The organism is Ruegeria sp. HKCCA4008, assembly GCF_013033125.1.
Taxonomy (GTDB): Bacteria; Pseudomonadota; Alphaproteobacteria; order Rhodobacterales; family Rhodobacteraceae; genus Ruegeria.
Window position 1 is genome coordinate 392,662 of the sequence record NZ_WQDM01000002.1, and the last position, 18,238, is coordinate 410,899.

An 18,238-nucleotide genomic window follows, 5' to 3' on the forward strand; every position below is an offset into this window, starting at 1 on the left:
CGGCAAGTCTGCGGCTGGAAAGGGGCGCCCGTGTCAGGCGCCCCTCGTGTGTGGATTGCAGTGCTTAGGCAGCCCAGCCCCACTTGTAGTGATGGTGTTCGAAGGTCACATGCATGTCGGTTCCAACAAGACCCTCTTTCATGTGGCGATAGAGCGAGCGCCAATAGGGCTGAATAGTAACCCCATCTTCCTGAAGCAGTGCTTCGCCACGCGCCATGACTTCGCGACGCTTGTCCGCGTCGGCAATGGCCAGCGCCTCTTCCAGAATGGCGTCAAACTCTGGGCTCGCATAGCCGAACTCGTTCCAGGCTTCGCCCGTACGATAAGCAAGCGCCCAAATCTGAACACCCAACGGACGCGGGTTCCAGTTGGTCGAGCTGAACGGGTACTTGGCCCAGTCGTTCCAGAAGGTATTGCCCGGCAGAACGGTCCGCTTGACCTTGATCCCGGCATCGCGCAGCTGCGCGGCAACGGCATCTGTGGTGTTGCGACGCCAGTCATCGTCGATCGAGATGATCTCGTGCTCGAAATCTCCGAAACCGGCTTCGTCCATCAACGCCTTGGCTGCTGCTGGATCAACCTTTTGCGGCGGAAGCTCGGCATATTCCGGATGCAGCGGCGCCACGTGATGGTTTTCCGCCGGCGCTCCGCGACCGCCATAGCCCAGTTCCAAACAAACTGAATTGTCTACGGCCATCTGAAGGGCCTGCCGGACACGTTTGTCCGCATAAGGCTTTTGCCCGTCGATCTCGGCCAGCTGGTTGGGACGAATAACGATGGTCGCGGCGGTTACCACTTCTGACTTCACATAGCCAAGCCCGTCCATCACGTCGATGAATTCACCCACCGATTCATACAGCATGTCGACTTCGTCGGATTCCAGCGCCGCCAACCAGGCAGAAGGGTCGGTTCCGTAGTCGATGTACTCGATACGATCCAGGGCAGGGCGGCCATACACTTCTTCACCCCACCAGGTGTGATCCGGGTTGCGAACCAGAACGGCTTTAACGCCAACCTCAAGTTCGTCCATCAGATAGGGGCCGGTTCCCACATTGTTCAGCAGGTCAGTCTCGCTGAACGAGCTGTGAACAATCGCGCCGGGATAGTCGGCCATGCCCGGAATAAGGGTGATATCCGGCTTTGGCAGGTTCAGTTTGACCGTGGTTGCGTCGACGACTTCGATGACACCCTCACCGGCCTGACCGGTATCCGCGTCAATCAGGGTTGCAAAGCGGCCCGCCATCGAGTTGGTTTCCGAGCTCTTGTCACACCAGCGCGCGATGTTGCGGGCAACGTCGTCAGCCGTGAAATCGTCGCCATTGTTCCACTTGACGCCCGGACGGACATTCAGAGTGTAAACGGTCGCGTCGTCGTTGACTTCCCAGCTTTCCAGCAGCATGCCGCGGAACGATCCGTCCGAGTTGTACTCGACCAGATATTCCAGCGTGCCGCGCGTCACGTTTGCGATCTGCGACCAGTCATAAGTTCTGGGATCTTTGAGGGCGCGGACTTCCTGCTGCACACGCAGCGTGCCGCCTTCCTGCTTTGCTGTTTCGGCCAAAGCAGGTGTCGGCAATCCGATCATGCCATAGGCCGCTGCGGCAGTAACCCCAAGACTGGTTGCGCGTGTCATGAATTCCCTTCGGCTTAGCTTGCCGTCGCGGTATTCCTGAGCGTGCATCGCTGCCGCCCAGTGCACCTTGTCTTCGGTGGATACGGTATTCGTCATGGATGTCTCCCTGTGACACTGATTTTGTTGATTGATTATGGCTCTACGCGACCCGGTTTCTTACGGTCGCCAGAGTGAAGGATTTTGTTTTTTGGACTCTGTTCATCCCCATGTCGTTATTCGGCACCAGATTTCAGATAAGGTCAATGTTCGAAATCGTCATAAGTAGTACAAAAACGACATTCGCGATCAGTTGAAGTCGCGGAGAAGCATTTCTTCTGGCAGCCCAAAGCGATGCCAGTTTCCCCATTGTTTTCTTAGTTTGTTAAGGGAAATCGCAGCAAATCATTAAGTTCTCTTAAGCTTTGAGACTTGGCGGCGCCTTGCTTTTGCAAAGTCACAAGAGCCGGGTACTAACAAGAGGGATCGACGTGATTCCAGGCCTTCATTCGGGCGCGAAACCAGGTGCGCTGACGCTTGGCGAATTGCCGCGTCGCTATGGTTGCGCGCTCTCGCGCCTGATCCAAAGTCATCGCGCCGTCCAGATATGCCCTGAGTTCCGGCGCACCTATGGCCTTGCAGGCCGGAAGGGTGGGATCGAACCGGTCCTGCATGGCACGCACTTCCTCGATCGCGCCCTGTTCCAGCATCTGGTCAAAGCGGCGTTCTATCCTGTTCAGCAGCCATGCTTTATCAACGTCAAAAACGATCGGCAGGGTCTCGTTCAGCCGAAGTACCGGTGGGGGCGTTTCGGCTTGCCAGGACAACAGGCTGCGACCTGTGGCGCGCTGCACCTCCCATGCGCGTTGCACGCGGGCACGGTTGTGTATGTCCAGCTTTGCAAGCGTGTCTGCATCGACCCCCTCCAGAAGGTCTGCCATGGGCATCTGATCCGCCTCGGCCCGAACTTCGGGTGGCGTCGCAGGAATTTGGGCCATGCCTTCGGTCAGGGCCGAGAAATACAATCCCGTCCCACCAACAATGATCGGGCGCTCGTGCCCCGTTAGCAGGGGCAGGACCTCGCGCAGCCAATGGCCGGTAGAATAATCCTGATCATAGGCGACGTGCCCGTACAACAGATGCGGCGCGCGGGTTTCTTCTTGGGCGGACGGACGGGCCGAGATGACGCGCCAGCAGTCATAAACTTGGCTTGCATCCGCATTGACGATAACTCCGCCATGCCGTTCGGCGATCTCCAGCGCCAGTGCTGATTTCCCGGATGCCGTAGGTCCCGCAATCAGAACCGGCTTGTCGTCCGGAACAGGCGGCAGTTGCCGAAAAAGCAGGTCTGTTGATCGCCGGGTCATGCGCGGTTGCCTCTATCCTCACCAACCGCATTGAACCTGCGGAGCTTTTGCTTCATTTTGCGCCGGAAATTAACCCCGTGCCAGCCCGGAGCGCAACATGAGCCTTTCCCCTTCTTCTGAAACAGCCGAGACCCCGAAAACAAAGTACAATCGGGTCATGTTGAAAATCTCAGGCGAGGCGTTGATGGGGGATCAGGGATTCGGCTTGCACCCGCCAACCGTTCAACGCATCGCGCAAGAAGTGAAATCGGTTCACGATCTGGGCGTTGAGATTTGCATGGTCATCGGTGGCGGAAACATTTTTCGCGGCCTGAGCGGTTCAGCGCAGGGCATGGAGCGGACTACGGCGGATTATATGGGTATGTTGGCCACGGTGATGAACGCGCTGGGGATGCAATCCGCACTGGAAGAGATCGGAGTGTTCACCCGCGTGATCTCGGCCATTCGCATGGACGAGGTGTGCGAACCCTATATCCGCCGCCGGGCTGTTCGGCACCTCGAGAAAAAGCGGGTCTGTATTTTCGCCGCCGGTACTGGCAACCCGTATTTCACGACAGACACCGCAGCCACCCTGCGCGCCAACGAAATGGCGTGCGAGGCGATCTTCATGGGCAAGAACGGAGTGGATGGGGTGTATGACAAAGACCCTGCGGAACATGCTGACGCCGTACGCTATGATACCGTGACCTATGATGACGTGCTGGCCAAACGTTTGCGGGTCATGGATGCTTCGGCCATTGCCTTGGCACGCGACAACAATCTGCCCCTGATCGTCTTCGGGCTTGATGAGCCCGGCGGCTTCCGAGGAATTCTCGCGGGCGAAGGGACCTATACCAAGGTTCAGGGTTGAGGCGAGAGGAGTCGCCCGACAATTCCGCAAGCTTTCAAAGCCCCGGTGTTGAGCCGGGGCTTTTGCGTTTTGCTTTCGCTTGACGGTTGTGGGCGGCCCTGTCTAAGTATCGGTGTCCTTCCAAGACGAAGGGCTGCCCCGTGTTTCGTCGGCCAAAGGCCCAAGCACAGGCTGGGCTGGAAGACCTGCCATGATTTCTGAGATGTCCGGAAACATGCGGGGGCATCTCATTGATCTGACTGCACAACTAAGGAGCAATGAGGCATGAGCTCTCTGGATATCGATTTCGTTCGGGCGCAGTTCCCGGCCTTTTCAGAACCCAGCCTGCAAGGGCAGGCGTTCTTCGAAAATGCAGGTGGGTCTTACACCTGCAAACCAGTGATCGACCGGCTGACGCGGTTCTACACGCAGCGCAAGGTTCAGCCTTACGCCCCATTCGAGGCCAGCCGCCTTGCGGGCGCCGAAATGGACGAGGCGCGTGCGCGCATGGCTGCCATTCTGGGCGTCGACACGGATGAGCTGAGTTTTGGTCCTTCAACCACCCAGAACACCTATGTCCTGGCGCAGGCGTTCCGGCAATGGATGAAGCCCGGCGAGGCGATCGTCGTGACCAATCAGGATCACGAAGCCAACTCTGGCCCATGGCGTCGTCTGGTCGAGGCCGGGATAGAGGTGAGGGAATGGCAGATCGACCCCGAAACCGGGTCGCTGAACCCTCAGGACCTGGAAAACATGCTGGATGAAAAAGTGCGTCTGGTCTGTTTCCCGCATTGCTCAAATGTCGTTGGCGAGATCAATCCGGTCACCGAGATCACTGCCATTGCGCATGCGGCGGGTGCGTTTGTCTGCGTTGATGGCGTATCCTACGCCCCGCACGGATTTCCGAATGTTGGCGATCTGGGGCCGGATATCTATTTGTTTTCTGCGTACAAGACCTATGGCCCGCACCAGGGGTGCATGGTCATCCGCCGCACGTTGGGTGAGCTGTTGCCCAACCAGGCCCATTATTTCAACGGCGACGTCCTGTACAAGCGGTTCACCCCGGCGGGACCCGATCACGCGCAGATTGCGGCCAGTGCCGGTATGGCGGATTATGTTGAGTTACTTTGCGCCCACCATGGCGGGCCTGAGGCGAGCACGGCGGAGCAGGGCGTATTTGTCCACGATCTGATGCGATCACACGAAGAGTCATTGCTGCAACCGGTTCTGGATGCGGTAAAGGATCGAAACGCTGTGCGCCTGATCGGTCCTTCCGACGCCAGTCGACGCGCGCCCACCGTCGCGCTTTCGTTGAACCGTCCGGCTGAACCGGTTGCGGCGGAACTGGCGCAATATGGTGTCATGGCGGGTGGCGGAGACTTCTATGCGGTGCGCCCCTTGCAGGCGATGGGCGTCGACCCGGCGCAGGGTGTTTTGAGGGTCAGCTTCACCCACTACACCACGAAGCAGGAAATTGATCAGCTTTTAGAGGCTCTTGAGCGCGTTTTGTGATCCACTACTCTTGAGGGCGCGTAGAAATCAAAAAACCTCAAGGGCGTATTGTGAAGCAACAGCAGGCTCCGATCATTTTGTGGTTTCGACGGGACTTGCGTCTGTCGGACCACCCCGCGTTGACTGCAGCGGCCGAAAGTGGCCGTCCGGTCATACCTTTGTTTATTCATGACAACCTCGTCGAACAGATGGGGGCCGCGCCGAAGTGGCGGTTGGGCTTGGGGCTGGAAGCTTTCACAGCGTCACTGGCCAATATGGGCAGCCGACTGATTTTCCGACGCGGCGACGCACTTGAACAGGTGCAGCAGGTCATGGCCGAGACCGGCGCAACCTCAGTCTTCTGGTCTCGCGCTTACGATCCGGCCTCAATCGAACGCGACAAGACGATCAAGTCTGTGCTTACAAAAGTAGGAGTGACGGCAAAGTCATTTGCGGGGCATCTTCTTTTTGAGCCCTGGACTGTCGCTACAAAAACAGGAAATCCGTTTCGGGTCTACACGCCCATGTGGCGTGCGGTTCAGGGGCGGGATGTACAATTTCCCGACGCGCGGGTTGCCTATTTGCAGGCCCCGATGTCGTGGCCCGCTTCTGCCAAATTGAGCGATTGGCAGATGGGGGATGCCATGAACAGGGGCGCGGCTGTCGTTCGCCCTCATGTAAAACCCGGCGAACAGGCCGCCTTGGATCACCTCGAGGCGTTTCTTGGGCGACTTTCCCACTATTCCAGCAACCGGGACAGGTTGGATCAGGACGGAACGTCTAACCTGTCGGAATACCTGTCTTTGGGTGAAATCGGGCCGCGTACAGTCTGGCATATGGTCCAAAGGGCTGCGTTGACCGGTACACCCGGTGCCGATGCCTATCTACGTCAACTCGTCTGGCGCGAGTTTGCCTATCACCTGATGTATCACACGCCCCAACTGGTGGCTTACAACTGGAAGCCGGAATGGGACAGCTTTCCCTGGAATACCGATCCGGACCATCCCGAAGTCGCTGCATGGCAGCAGGCCAGAACTGGAATACCTGTTGTCGATGCCGGGCTGCGGCAAATGTATGTGACGGGTCGAATGCACAACCGGGCGCGGATGATAGTCGCAAGCTATCTGACCAAGCATCTTATGACCCACTGGAAAATAGGGATGAATTGGTTTGAGGATTGTCTGATCGACTGGGATCCGGCCTGCAATGCCATGGGCTGGCAGTGGGTTGCTGGATCTGGGCCCGATGCATCTCCGTTTTTTCGGATTTTCAATCCCCGGACGCAAGCCGAGAAATTCGATCCCGACGGGAACTATGCGCATCGTTGGATTGCGGAAGGGTATTCCGAACCCAGCAAGACCGCCCTGTCGTATTTTGATGCCGTCCCGCGTTCATGGGGGCTGCGTCCGGATGCGGATTACCCAAAACCCATAGTCGAATTGCCCGAAGGGCGGACTCGCGCGTTGCGCGCATATGAAAGCCGAAAACCCCACTAAGGAACTGAAAACTTGCCAGAAACAATTTCGCCGCCTAGCTTTATACGCGTACCGCAGAGGGGAGAGCGGATGATCCTGACGACGACCGAAGGGCAAAAAGACCTGCCCAGATATTTCGCCCAAGTCTTTAAAATGTTGAACCGGATGGAATCCGGGCGTCTTGATATCAGACTACCCGACGGTCGCACGTTTCGCGCAGAAGGCGCAAAGCCCGGGCCGGTGGCGCAGGTCGATATTCACGACGACGATGTCTTTGCGCGCCTGATCCGCGAAGGTGAGCTGGGTTTCTCAGATGCGTATCTGGACGGACATTGGAGCACACCCGATCTGCGGTCTTTCATGGATCTTGTGCATCTTGGAACCGAGACCGTTTATGACGGGTTTACGGGCCAGTTTCTGGTTCAGGCCTACGAACGACTGCGGTTCTGGCTACACAGAAACAACAGGGCCCAAGCCAAAAAGAACATCTCGTATCACTACGATTTGGGTAACGAATTTTACAGTTCTTGGCTGGATGACACGATGACCTATTCCAGCGCGATTTTTGAGTCTGGGCAGGAAAGCCTCGAGAAGGCCCAGATAGCCAAATACGCAAGTCTTGTGGATGAGATGGGTGCCAAACCGGGTGACCATGTACTGGAGATCGGATGTGGCTGGGGCGGCTTCGCGGAATATGCCGCAAAGGAACGAGGTTTGCGTGTCACCGGCCTGACCATCAGTGAGGAGCAATTCAAGTACGCCAAGGAACGTATTGAAAAAGCAGGTTTATCAGATCGGGTTGAATTCAAGCTTCAAGACTATCGGGATGAACGCGGGGTCTATGACGGCATCGCATCCATCGAAATGTTTGAGGCCGTGGGTCAGAAATACTGGCCGGTCTATTTCGAAACCGTTCGTGAGCGGTTGAAGCCCGGTGCCCAGGCAACCTTGCAAATCATCACGGTGGGTGATCATCGCTGGGATTTTTACAAGAATGGCGTTGATTTCATTCAGAAATATATCTTTCCCGGCGGGATGCTACCGTCGCCGACCATCCTGCGTCAGCAGATCGATCAGGCCGGGTTGAAAGTCGTGCATTCGAAGGAATTCGGGAAAAGCTATGATCTGACTCTGCGCCGTTGGTATGAAACGTTCAACGACAAATGGGATCAGATCTCGGACATGGGGTTCGATGAGCGTTTCCGCCGCATGTGGAATTATTATTTGACTGCGTGCGGTGCGGCCTTTGACACGGGCAATTGCGATGTGACACAGATCACAATAGCAAAACCAAGTTAACTCACGGACCGTCACATGCCCACTGCCTCGCGTCTCGTCGCCGCTGTTTGTCTCGTCGTGCTGGCCTTTCTTGTTTCAAGCATGGTTATCGAAAACGGCGAAGAGGGTAAGGACTATGGTTACTTCACCTATGTGAATATGGCTCTTGGTGCGATCTGTGGTTGGAAAATCATGGGCAAGCGCGCTGGGCGTGGTTGGACAGCGGGTATTAATAACGGCCTGACCGGCGTTGCTTCGCTGGTTTTCTGGGCGCTGTTTGTGCAGGGGTGCTACCGTATGTTCGACCTTGCGATGCGCAATCGATATGGCGGCCCGTTCGAAGCTGTGATGGCCATTTTTTCGATCGGTATCGATTATGGCAAGCAGTTGATCTATCCCGAAATTCTGGTTGCACTCGCAATTGGCGCCGTTGTCGCCGGTCTGGCCACGGAACAGGCCAGCCGCAAATGGCGCTGAACCGTTTCGTCACAAGAGAGATTGAATTTGTCTGATTTGTTCTTCTATGGAACGTTGCGGTATCTGCCGTTGTTGCAGCGTGTCCTGGGTCGTCCGCTGAGTGAAATAACGTTTCACACTGCCAAACTGCGCGATCACGCGGTTCACGCGGTCCAGGGGCAGGATTTCCCGATGATCCTGCCCGCCAAAGGTGCCGCTGCCGAAGGTCTGCTGGTGCAGGGCCTGTCCTCCGATGATCTGGCCAGACTGGCTTATTACGAAGGATCCTTCGACTATGACCTGAAATCGCTGAAGGTTATTCTGGAGGACGGGGGCGAAGCACAGGCGCAGGTCTTTTTCCCGACCCCGGGCGCGTGGCAACCCGGTGAGTTGTGGTCGTTGCAGGGCTGGGCAGACAAATTGGGCGAGGTTACGGCGCTCGCCGCCGAAGAAGAAATGGCCTATTTCGGCAAAGTCGATCCCAAAACCATAGCGCGCAGCGTCCGTGCCATTCAAACCCGTGCCTGGGCAAAGATCATGGCCAGGCAGCGGCGAACCGGCGATCCGCGGAACATAGCCGAAGACGTAATCGTGCACCGGCACGAACGCGTTTACGTCGATTATTTCGGGATGGAGGAAGTAGATCTTCAACACCGGCAGCATGACGGCAGCATGGGGCCCGTGCTGCACCGGGGCGGTTTGATGCAGGGCAGCGCGGTGTCCGTTCTGCCCTATGACCCGATCCGCGACACCGTGCTTTTGGTCGAGCAGTTCAGACCGCCGGTGTTTTTGATCGATGATCCAGAGCCCTGGCTTTGGGAAGCGGTTGCCGGGATGATCGACCCCGGCGAAACGCCGGAACAGACGGCACATCGCGAAGCCATGGAGGAAGCCGGAGTTCGATTTGACAGGCTCGAATATGCGGGCGGGGCGTATTCCTCCAGCGGGTCGTCGACGGGTTTCATGTATCTCTATGTGGGGCTTGGCAACTTTACCCAGACAACCATCACGGGTGGCCTTGATATAGAAGGCGAAGATATCCGCAGTCGGATTCTGCCATTCGCCGAATTCATCGATATGACAGACCGTCATCTTTTCAAGGATTTGCAGCTGGTGTCTCTGGCTTACTGGCTGGCCCGCCATCGGGATCGTTTGCGCGCATGACTATCGCGCTTGTGGTCCCGGCAGTGCGCCTGTAAATCTTCGAAGATACCAAATGACAAGAGGCGACCATGCGCATTGCACGAGATCTTGCTGACGCAGTAGGAAAAACACCGTTGATCCGGCTGCGCCGCATCAGCGAAGAGACCGGATGCGAGATTCTTGGCAAAGCCGAGTTCATGAACCCGGGACAGTCGGTAAAGGATCGTGCTGCTCTTTTTATCATCAAAGATGCCATCGCACGCGGGGAACTGAAGCCGGGCGGAACCATCGTGGAAGGCACCGCCGGCAACACTGGTATTGGTCTGGCTCTGGTCGGTGCGTCGATGGGCTTCAAAACGGTTATCGTTATCCCCGAGACCCAATCGGAAGAAAAAAAGGATATGCTGCGTCTGGCGGGTGCACAGCTGGTTCAGGTGCCTGCGGCCCCGTATCGCAACCCCAACAATTTCGTGCACTATTCCCGCCGTCTGGCCGAGCAACTGGCGCAGACTGAACCCAATGGCGCAATCTGGGCCAACCAGTTCGACAATGTGGCGAATCGTCAGGCACATGTGGAAACCACGGGGCCCGAGATCTGGGAACAGACAGACGGCAAGGTTGACGGGTTCGTCAGCGCGGTCGGGTCGGGTGGGACATTGGCAGGCGTTGCCGAAGTTTTGCAACCCAAGGGCGTCAAGATCGGTCTTGCCGATCCCATGGGGGCTGGCCTGTATTCGTATTACACAACAGGCGAGATCGCGATGGAAGGTGGGTCAATCGCCGAAGGTATCGGGCAGGTGCGTATCACCAAAAACCTTGAGGGGTTCACGCCGGATTTTTCTTATCAGATCACCGACAACGAAGCGCTGCCCTACATCTTTGATCTTTTGCGTGACGAAGGCCTGGTCATGGGCGGCTCGACCGCGATCAACATGGCAGGGGCGGTGCGCCTGGCCAAGGAAATGGGGCCCGGCCATACCATTGTGACCATCCTGTGCGATTATGGCACACGCTATCAATCAAAGCTGTTCAACCCCGAGTTCCTGCGTGAAAAAGAGCTTCCGGTTCCGGATTGGATGACCGAGGCACCGCGCAGCATTCCCGGCGTTTTCGAGGACGTGTGATGCTTGGACAGGTCCGCCTGTTTCTGACCCTGCTATTCCTGTGCTTTGTCGGGTTTTCGAATAGCGCTGTCGCGCAGCTGACGGATCGTCAAAGTGAGTATTACCAAGGCTGGGTCAAAACCGCGAGCCGGGCCGAAGCCGTCATCGAGGCGAACCGGGCATCTGACGCTGCGTTAGAGAATTTACGTTCTGAAATAAATGGTTACAGGGAAGACTTCAATCGAGCTCGTGGTGCAAATACCGACCGAATAACGACGCTGGAAAGCCAGATAAAAGCGTTGGGGCCCAAACCCGAAGGGGACACGACTGAACCTGAAGACATAGCAAATCTTCGCGTGCATCTTGAGGAACAGCTCAACAGCCTGCGTGTTCCGCGCATCATATCCGAAGAGGCGTATAGCCGTGCGAACGGGCTGATTAGCGAAATTGATCAGATCCTTCGTGCGCGCCAGAAAAAAGAGTTCTTTGAACAGGGCCCTTCGCCGATCAACCCGGCATATTGGGGTCCGGCATGGGTAGATGTCAAAGAGGCCGTTCAAGGCCTGGTAAACGAAACGATCACGAATTTGCGTTCAGATGTCGTGCGCGAGCAAATTCGCGCTCGTGGGCTCGCAATCTTCATACTTCTGGTCATTTCAGCCGTGCTGCTGATCTTTGGCAAACGGTGGTCTGAACTTGGAGGCGACTACCTGAGGTTACTCGGCGGGGCCGGGACGGGGGTTTGGTCGTTCGTAATCTCACTTCTGAGAATTCTGTTGCCATGGATCGGTGTGGTGGCCGTGGTCACGGCGATCAGTCTCACAGGCGTTCCGGGTCTGCGGGGCAGCCTTTTGCTTCAGAATGTTCCGTATTGGGCGGCGATCGTGTTTTTCTATGACTGGATTGGTCGCCAGGTATACGTGATCGGCGCGTCGCAAGGGTTCCAACGTCTGTCCGCTGCGCGCATCACTGAACTGCGCGTGTATATCGATCTGCTTGCCCTGATGCTGGTTTTGCACGAATTGGCGTTTTTGTTCGAACGGATCGAAAACATTTCCGACGCCACTCGCGCCGTAGTCAGTTTCCCGGTCATTGTCGCGACGGCTTTGTTGTTGTTGCGAGTACGTCAGATTCGAACAACCGACGGGCCTCCGGATCAAGCTGCCTCAACCCGTTCCGCGGGTTTCAGCCAACTGGTCGAGTTCCTGCGCCGGGCTTTGTTCCTGTTGGGGATCATGTCTCCCTTGCTGGCTATTTTCGGATACACCAATGCGGCCGAAGCAATCGTGTTTCCTGCCGTCAAGACATTGGTGCTGATAGGGGCCTTGGTCATCCTGCAACGGTTCATCAGTCAGATTTACGGCTGGGTCACCGGGCAGGGCGAAGCCGCGGGGGATTCGCTTTTTTCCGTACTGGTTGGGTTTGCATTGGCCATCTTGGCGCTTCCCATTCTGGCGATCTATTGGGGTGCGCGGGAAACCGATCTGCTGGAAGCATGGTCGCGCCTGCTGCTTGGTTTTGATATCGGTGGCGTCACAATTTCGCCCAGCAACTTTCTGACCTTTGTTGCCGTGTTTGCAATCGGTTATACGCTGACGCGTCTGTTGCAAAGCGGGCTGCGCAATTCGCTTCTGCCGAAAACCAACATAGATCCGGGTGGCCAAAACGCGATTGTCGCGGGTTCTGGATACGTTGGCATATTCCTTGCCGCGTTGGTGGCAATCATGGTGGCTGGTTTTGATCTGTCATCGCTGGCGATCGTCGCTGGCGCGCTGTCTGTTGGCATCGGCTTTGGTTTGCAGACAATCGTGTCGAACTTCGTTTCTGGCATCATCCTTTTGGTCGAGCGTCCGATTTCCAAGGGGGATTGGATCGATGTGAATGGCATGATGGGATATGTTAAGGACATTTCCGTTCGTTCGACCCGGGTCGAGACGTTCGACAGGACGGATGTTATCGTTCCGAACTCTGACCTGATCAGCGGTGTTGTAACGAACTATACCCGCGGCAATACGATCGGGAGGGTGATCGTTCCGGTGGGTGTTGCATACGGAACTGATACGCGTCTGGTAGAAACCATTCTGGGCGAAATCGCCAACAGCCATCCGATGGTTTTGGCCAACCCGGCACCAAGCGTTGTGTTCCAGGGGTTTGGAGCAGATTCCTTGGATTTTGAAATACGGGCGATCCTGCGGGATGTGAATTGGGTTCTGTCGGTGAAATCTGACATGAACCATGAAATCAACCGTAGATTCTCGGAAGCAGGGATCGAGATCCCGTTCGCACAACGTGATGTCTGGCTGCGAAATCCCGAAACCCTGCGGGCATCTGGCCCGAGCAAGCAGGAGCCTTCCGCCTCTGTGCAGGACGAGCCACGCAAAGTTGCAGAAGCTCCGGCGGATTTGACCGAGGCGGATATGGACCCGGATGCCGGTGATGAGATCTGAGGGGCCAGATCGCAGCACGTGTTGACCTGTGATCACCCGTCGGTAGGTGCATTGATTAATTTGCGCTATTCCCCTGAATTCGTCGAATTGGGGCCTTGCAAATCCGACGGCATTCGTCCAAATATCGCCGGCACGGAGAGGTGGCCGAGTGGTCGAAGGCGCACGCCTGGAAAGTGTGTAGGCGGGAAACCGTCTCCAGGGTTCGAATCCCTGTCTCTCCGCCACCATCACCATTGCGAAACTTGAACTGCACCTGTCCGCGAACGCGATGCACGATTACGAGCTGTCCTGCTGCGCTTCGACCCAGCCGGTGCCTGACCTGCCGCCGAGTTTTTCGACGAGAAAATCCATGAAGATTCGTGTCTTGGGCGTCAGCACGTTCGAGCGCGGATAGATCAGCCACAGCCCTGCATGATCATTCAGCCGCCAGTCAGGCAATACCTGCCTGAGCCGCCCGGAGCGCAGTTCATGGGCCACGCTCCAGAGTGAGTTGATCGAAAGCCCCGCTCCGGCAAGCGTAGCTTCGCGTTGCGCGGTGCCGTCATCGACGATGGTTCGGCTGATCATCGAGCGCGGGTTCAGGACCGCCTTCTGACCAGCTGGATCAACCAGTTCGCGCCGGTCGAGATTGGCCCACGCGATGAAACGATGCCCCGTCAGATCCTCGGGTTTCGAAGGCACTCCGTGCTGCTTGAGATATTCCGGCGCAGCGCAGAGCAGGCGGATGTCATCTGAAAGTTTGCGCCCCTTGAGGCTGCTATCGGCCAGCGGCGCGTTGCGCAGGGCTAGGTCGAAACTGCCCTCGATGGCGTCGAAGGGCTTGTCCGACAGTCGCAGGTCCAGCGTCAGGTCGGGATAGCGTTGATGAAACTCGGGCAACAGCGGCATGATGTGCAACTGGGCAAAACTGCTGGGGGCTGCGAAACGCAAGGTGCCTGTGGGGCCGGTATCCGTGCCTCCGAGCGCAGCGCGCGCTGCATCCGTCTGGGCGAGAATTTCACGCGCATAAGGCAGAAACTCCGACCCTTCCAATGACAACGACACCTTGCGCGTGGTGCGGTGCAAAAGCTCGACGCCAAGTTCGTTCTCAAGCTTGGCCAGCCTGGCACTCGAGACCGCCGGTGCAAGGCCAAGCTCGCGCCCGGCGGCGCTGATATTGAGCCGTTCGGCCGCCATGACGAACAGGCGCAGGCTGTCGGTATCCATATAGATTATATCCAAAATACGAAAACTGAACTTATTTTTCACCACCTTTTTCTTGTTCTTGCAAGTGATAAGTCAGGTGCACACCGACACACACCCCAACGGAGACATAAAATGAACGCGATCACCGAGGTTAAGACCGATATCAACGCGCAGATCATTGAGGCCTTCAATTCTCGCCATGCCACCAAGATCTTCGACCCTGAACGCAAGGTGAGCGACGCTGACTTCGAGACGATCCTCGAGGCTGCACGCCTTTCGCCCACTTCGTTCGGGCACGAGCCCTTCCGCATCCTGATGATCCAGTCGCCCGACAAGCGCGAGCTGTTCCGCGAGTTTTCATGGGGTGCCAACGGGATGATGAACGGGTCGACCGGCCAGCTTGGCACCGCCAGCCATTTCGGCATCATCCTTGCGGCGACGGGCGAACTGATGCGCGCCGGATCGGATTATCTGCAAGACCACTACCGGCAAGTGAAGCAGCTGCCCGAGGAAGTGATCGAGATCTTCAACGGCGCATACGGCAAGTTCCAGGCCGAGGATCACAAGATCACCTCTGACCGCGAGATCACCGACTGGTCGGGCAAGCAGGCCTATATCGTGCTGGCCAACATGATGACCGCCGGTGCGCTGATGGGGATCGACAGCTGCCCGATCGAGGGCTTCGACATGGAGCGAACGACGCAGACGCTGGCCGAACATTTCGGCGTCGATACCGCGAAATGGAAACCGGCGGTGATGTTCGCCTTTGGTCATCGCGCGAAAGATCCTGAATTCCCCAAGACCCGCCGCACGATGCAAGACACCGTCGCTTGGTTCTGACCCCGAAGGAGATACACGATGACCTATTATTCCGTTCTGGACGTCACCCCCACCGCCGAGGACTGGATCCCCGGCTACCTGCCCACCGCCAACGAACGCGTGGCGGCACATGGCGGCAAGTATCTTGCGCGTACCGCGACCCACGCGCAGATGGAAGGCGAGGATCAGCCCGCCGGGCTGAGGATCATCATCGAGTGGCCTTCGGAAGAGGCGGCCCGCGCCTTCATGGCGGACCCGGCCTATGCACCGCACCTGGCCGCCCGCACCAAGGGCTCGGTCAGCCATCACTACCTGATCGCGGGGCAGGACGACCTCGCCTGAATGCAGCACTGGCCCGGTATGCCGGGCCGGCACCCCCAAGGAGGCTTTCATGACCCGGACCGGAACCGTCAATTATCATGTTCACAAGCCCGCGCCGCAGGCATTCGTGCTGGACGCGGACAGCATCGCTGGCAATCTGGTCTCGCCCGAACTGGCCGCGACCGAGGTGGCGCTGACCGATCTGCGTGCCGGGCGGGCAGGGGCCAGCTTTGTCTCTGACGGGTTCGAATTTGGTGTGGCACCGACGCGGGTGACCAGTTTCGAATCCCTCGGCTGGCAAAAGGTTTACGACCGCGAACTGGCCGAGCTGCTGTGCGACCGGATCGGCGCGCGCGAGGTGCTGTTCTTCGACCACACATTGCGCATTGACGACCCGGCAGCCAACCGCCGCCCCGCGCGCAACGTGCACAGCGACCTGAGCCCGCAAGGTGCGCACCAGCGGCTGGTGGACATCCTCGGGCCCGAGCGGGCGCGCGATTGGGCGGCGGGGCATTACGCCTTCGTTAACCTGTGGCGGCCGGTGGAAAACCCGATCAACACCGCCCCGCTGGGTTTCGTGCGCCCTGCAACCGTGGACGACGCGGACTGGATCGACATCGACCTGATCTATCCCGACCGGCGCGGTCGTATCCTCGGCCTGGCGGCCAATCCGCTTCATGATTGGGTGTATCTGTCGCGCATGACGCCGGACGAGATCGTTTGGTTCAACATCTACGACAATCGTGGCCGTCCAACGGTGGGCCACAGCGCGATTGATCTTGTCGAAGATTCTGATCGGCACAACATCCGCAAAAGCCTGGAAAGCCGGGCGCTGGTGCGGTTCTGAGAAAGGCAGAAAATGCTGGACAAATCCAACACGCCAAACTTCGCGCCGCTGAACCGCGCGTTCAACGCGGTGTTCCGCCCCGGCCAGCTGAGCATTGGGCTAGTGGTCCCGCTCGAGGCAAATCGCAACGATCCGGTACCTACTATGACGCGCCATCTGGAGCGTGCCGTGCTGGCCGACGAACTGGGCTTTGCCGCGCTTTGGCTGCGAGACGTGCCCTTCAACGTGCCCTCGTTTGGCGATGCGGGGCAGGTTTTCGATCCTTTCGTCTATCTCGGCGCGCTGGGTGTTGCGACGCGCGACATCGCGCTTGGCGTGGCTTCGATCGTGCTGCCATTACGGCACCCGGCCCATGTGGCCAAGGCGGCAGCCTCGGCCGACCAGCTGTCGGGCGGGCGGCTGCTTCTGGGGGTGGCCTCGGGGGATCGTCCCGAGGAATATCCGGCGCTGAACAAGAATTTCTCTGATCGCGGGGCGCGCTTCCGTGACAGCCTCGCCTATATCCGCGCCATGGCGCAGGATTACCCGCGACTGGACAACCCGCAGGGCGACCTCTCGGGCGGTATCGACATGTTGCCTAAGCCTGCCGCCGGGCGCCTGCCGCTGCTTATCACCGGTGGCAGCCAGCAGACGCCAGAGTGGGTGGCGCGCCACGGTGACGGCTGGATGACCTATCCGCGTGGTGCGGCGGCGCAGTCCCGCGTTGTGGCCGACTATCGAGCGCGCGTGGCACAGGCCGGCTTGCCCGACAAACCGGTGATGCAGTCGCTCTATGTTGATCTGGTGGACCAAGCCGACGCTCCGCCGCGCCCGATCCATCTTGGGTTCAGTGCCGGCACCGATTACCTGCGCCGCTACCTGCACGAGATCCGCGATTTGGGCATCAACCATGTGGCACTGAACCTGCGCTTTAACGTGGCCGGGATCGAACCCACCCTGCACCGGCTGGCCGACGAGGTCCTGCCCGAGTTTCACGACTGATTTCATCCCCAAGGAGGCCTCAATGCCCAAGACTATACTGATCACCGGCGCGACCGACGGCATCGGCCTGTTGACCGCCAATACACTGGCGGCCGAAGGCCACCGCGTGCTGCTGCACGGACGCAGCTCTGACAAGCTGAAGGCCGCCGCGCAGACGGTTGGCGGCAACCCCGAGACCTTCCGCGCCGATCTTTCCGATCTGGACGAAGCCGCCGCGCTTGCTGACGCCGTGCGCGCCCGGCACGACCGGCTGGACGTTCTGATCAACAATGCCGGTGTCTACAAGACTCCGCACCCACGCCGGGCCGACGGGATGGATGTTCGGTTCGTGGTAAACGCGCTGACGCCCCATGTGCTGACCCGACGGCTGTTGCCGATCATCCCAGCCGAAGGGCGCGTGGTGAACCTTTCATCGGCCGCGCAGGCGCCGGTGGATGTAGAAGCGATGCACGGTAAGCGGCAATTGAGTGACATGGAGGCCTATGCGCAAAGCAAGCTGGCGATCACGATCTGGTCACGGGAAATGGCGCGCGCGCACCCAAAAGGCCCAGTCTTCGTCGCGGTCAACCCTGGCTCGCTTCTGGCCTCAAAGATGGTCCGAGAGGGTTTTGGAATGGCCGGCAATGACTTGGCGATCGGCGCTGATATCCTGCGACGGGCCGCGCTGTCGGACGAATTTGCCAATGCCTCGGGGCTGTATTTCGACAATGACAGCGGACATTTTTCTGATCCACACTCAGCGGCGGCCGACCGCGATCACGCGGCGCGGGTCAAGGATGCTATCGCGACGCTGACCGGCGGCGGAGTTTAGATCCGCGATATGCCCGTTGCTCTTGCGCCGGCTTTGAGGTGTTCGGTCCCGCTTGGGCCAGGCACAGTGCTTCGAC

The 18,238-nt window shown here is 58.2% G+C and carries 16 protein-coding genes and 1 tRNA gene; 14 read left to right on the forward strand and 3 right to left on the reverse strand.

The genetic code is table 11. The annotated features are described in order from the left end of the window. Window positions 1-64: 64 nt before the first annotated feature. Window positions 65-1,729 (reverse strand): ABC transporter substrate-binding protein, encoded by a 1,665-nt coding sequence (locus tag GOW60_RS06185; RefSeq protein WP_152457771.1) that lies wholly within the window; start codon window positions 1,727-1,729, stop codon window positions 65-67. Between the two features lie 353 nt (window positions 1,730-2,082). Next, the gene (gene miaA, locus GOW60_RS06190; RefSeq protein ID WP_171228613.1) at window positions 2,083-2,976 is read right to left on the reverse strand and encodes a tRNA (adenosine(37)-N6)-dimethylallyltransferase MiaA; all 894 of its coding nucleotides are present in this window, start codon (window positions 2,974-2,976) and stop codon (window positions 2,083-2,085) included. 97 nt (window positions 2,977-3,073) lie between these two features. Between miaA and pyrH the strand changes: the two genes are divergently transcribed. From pyrH to GOW60_RS06235, 9 genes are all read left to right on the forward strand, one after another. Next, on the forward strand, window positions 3,074-3,826 hold the full coding sequence (gene pyrH, locus GOW60_RS06195; RefSeq protein ID WP_152457773.1) for a UMP kinase: 753 nt from the start codon (window positions 3,074-3,076) through the stop codon (window positions 3,824-3,826). Between the two features lie 264 nt (window positions 3,827-4,090). Further along, window positions 4,091-5,317, forward strand: a complete 1,227-nt coding sequence (locus GOW60_RS06200) for an aminotransferase class V-fold PLP-dependent enzyme (RefSeq protein ID WP_171228614.1) — start codon at window positions 4,091-4,093, stop codon at window positions 5,315-5,317. Window positions 5,318-5,367: 50 nt separating this feature from the next. Continuing rightward, window positions 5,368-6,792: a deoxyribodipyrimidine photo-lyase gene (locus GOW60_RS06205; RefSeq protein ID WP_171228615.1), complete on the forward strand. Its 1,425-nt coding sequence runs from the start codon at window positions 5,368-5,370 to the stop codon at window positions 6,790-6,792. Window positions 6,793-6,861: 69 nt separating this feature from the next. Continuing rightward, entirely contained in the window at window positions 6,862-8,070 is a 1,209-nt protein-coding gene (locus tag GOW60_RS06210; RefSeq protein WP_171228616.1) for a cyclopropane-fatty-acyl-phospholipid synthase family protein, read from the forward strand. A gap of 15 nt (window positions 8,071-8,085) precedes the next feature. Then, window positions 8,086-8,526 (forward strand): TrgA family protein, encoded by a 441-nt coding sequence (locus GOW60_RS06215; protein ID WP_171228617.1) that lies wholly within the window; start codon window positions 8,086-8,088, stop codon window positions 8,524-8,526. Window positions 8,527-8,553: 27 nt separating this feature from the next. Beyond that, window positions 8,554-9,669 (forward strand): NUDIX domain-containing protein, encoded by a 1,116-nt coding sequence (locus GOW60_RS06220; RefSeq protein ID WP_171228618.1) that lies wholly within the window; start codon window positions 8,554-8,556, stop codon window positions 9,667-9,669. A 68-nt stretch (window positions 9,670-9,737) separates the two neighbouring features. Further along, window positions 9,738-10,772, forward strand: a complete 1,035-nt coding sequence (locus GOW60_RS06225; protein ID WP_171228619.1) for a cysteine synthase A — start codon at window positions 9,738-9,740, stop codon at window positions 10,770-10,772. Then, the gene (locus tag GOW60_RS06230; RefSeq protein WP_171228620.1) at window positions 10,772-13,198 is read left to right on the forward strand and encodes a DUF3772 domain-containing protein; all 2,427 of its coding nucleotides are present in this window, start codon (window positions 10,772-10,774) and stop codon (window positions 13,196-13,198) included. The genes GOW60_RS06225 and GOW60_RS06230 overlap by 1 nt, the downstream gene beginning before the upstream one ends. A gap of 134 nt (window positions 13,199-13,332) precedes the next feature. Next, window positions 13,333-13,422, forward strand: a tRNA-Ser gene (locus GOW60_RS06235). A gap of 52 nt (window positions 13,423-13,474) precedes the next feature. Here the strand turns inward: GOW60_RS06235 and GOW60_RS06240 are convergent. Beyond that, window positions 13,475-14,404, reverse strand: a complete 930-nt coding sequence (locus GOW60_RS06240) for a LysR family transcriptional regulator (RefSeq protein WP_171228621.1) — start codon at window positions 14,402-14,404, stop codon at window positions 13,475-13,477. Between the two features lie 111 nt (window positions 14,405-14,515). Between GOW60_RS06240 and GOW60_RS06245 the strand changes: the two genes are divergently transcribed. From GOW60_RS06245 to GOW60_RS06265, 5 genes are read left to right on the forward strand one after another with little or no spacing between them, the layout of a single operon-like run. Next, window positions 14,516-15,223, forward strand: a complete 708-nt coding sequence (locus GOW60_RS06245) for an NAD(P)H-dependent oxidoreductase (RefSeq protein WP_152457782.1) — start codon at window positions 14,516-14,518, stop codon at window positions 15,221-15,223. A gap of 18 nt (window positions 15,224-15,241) precedes the next feature. Then, window positions 15,242-15,544: a DUF1330 domain-containing protein gene (locus GOW60_RS06250; protein WP_171228622.1), complete on the forward strand. Its 303-nt coding sequence runs from the start codon at window positions 15,242-15,244 to the stop codon at window positions 15,542-15,544. Between the two features lie 49 nt (window positions 15,545-15,593). After that, complete coding sequence (locus GOW60_RS06255) at window positions 15,594-16,370, forward strand: CmcJ/NvfI family oxidoreductase (protein ID WP_171228623.1); 777 nt, start codon at window positions 15,594-15,596, stop codon at window positions 16,368-16,370. A 12-nt stretch (window positions 16,371-16,382) separates the two neighbouring features. Then, window positions 16,383-17,351, forward strand: coding sequence for an LLM class oxidoreductase (locus GOW60_RS06260; RefSeq protein WP_171228624.1), 969 nt, complete (start codon window positions 16,383-16,385; stop codon window positions 17,349-17,351). Between the two features lie 22 nt (window positions 17,352-17,373). Then, window positions 17,374-18,162, forward strand: a complete 789-nt coding sequence (locus GOW60_RS06265) for an SDR family NAD(P)-dependent oxidoreductase (protein WP_171168429.1) — start codon at window positions 17,374-17,376, stop codon at window positions 18,160-18,162. Window positions 18,163-18,238 lie beyond the last annotated feature (76 nt).

What these genes read in the sequence shown, in the direction of transcription:
- GOW60_RS06185 (WP_152457771.1), bottom strand. Translation starts at nt 1,729, where the DNA reads ATGACGAATACCGTATCCACCGAAGACAAGGTGCACTGGGCGGCAGCG.
- miaA (WP_171228613.1), bottom strand. Translation starts at nt 2,976, where the DNA reads ATGACCCGGCGATCAACAGACCTGCTTTTTCGGCAACTGCCGCCTGTT.
- pyrH (WP_152457773.1), top strand. Translation starts at nt 3,074, where the DNA reads ATGAGCCTTTCCCCTTCTTCTGAAACAGCCGAGACCCCGAAAACAAAG.
- GOW60_RS06200 (WP_171228614.1), top strand. Translation starts at nt 4,091, where the DNA reads ATGAGCTCTCTGGATATCGATTTCGTTCGGGCGCAGTTCCCGGCCTTT.
- GOW60_RS06210 (WP_171228616.1), top strand. Translation starts at nt 6,862, where the DNA reads ATGATCCTGACGACGACCGAAGGGCAAAAAGACCTGCCCAGATATTTC.
- GOW60_RS06215 (WP_171228617.1), top strand. Translation starts at nt 8,086, where the DNA reads ATGCCCACTGCCTCGCGTCTCGTCGCCGCTGTTTGTCTCGTCGTGCTG.
- GOW60_RS06225 (WP_171228619.1), top strand. Translation starts at nt 9,738, where the DNA reads ATGCGCATTGCACGAGATCTTGCTGACGCAGTAGGAAAAACACCGTTG.
- GOW60_RS06230 (WP_171228620.1), top strand. Translation starts at nt 10,772, where the DNA reads ATGCTTGGACAGGTCCGCCTGTTTCTGACCCTGCTATTCCTGTGCTTT.
- GOW60_RS06240 (WP_171228621.1), bottom strand. Translation starts at nt 14,404, where the DNA reads ATGGATACCGACAGCCTGCGCCTGTTCGTCATGGCGGCCGAACGGCTC.
- GOW60_RS06245 (WP_152457782.1), top strand. Translation starts at nt 14,516, where the DNA reads ATGAACGCGATCACCGAGGTTAAGACCGATATCAACGCGCAGATCATT.
- GOW60_RS06250 (WP_171228622.1), top strand. Translation starts at nt 15,242, where the DNA reads ATGACCTATTATTCCGTTCTGGACGTCACCCCCACCGCCGAGGACTGG.
- GOW60_RS06255 (WP_171228623.1), top strand. Translation starts at nt 15,594, where the DNA reads ATGACCCGGACCGGAACCGTCAATTATCATGTTCACAAGCCCGCGCCG.
- GOW60_RS06260 (WP_171228624.1), top strand. Translation starts at nt 16,383, where the DNA reads ATGCTGGACAAATCCAACACGCCAAACTTCGCGCCGCTGAACCGCGCG.
- GOW60_RS06265 (WP_171168429.1), top strand. Translation starts at nt 17,374, where the DNA reads ATGCCCAAGACTATACTGATCACCGGCGCGACCGACGGCATCGGCCTG.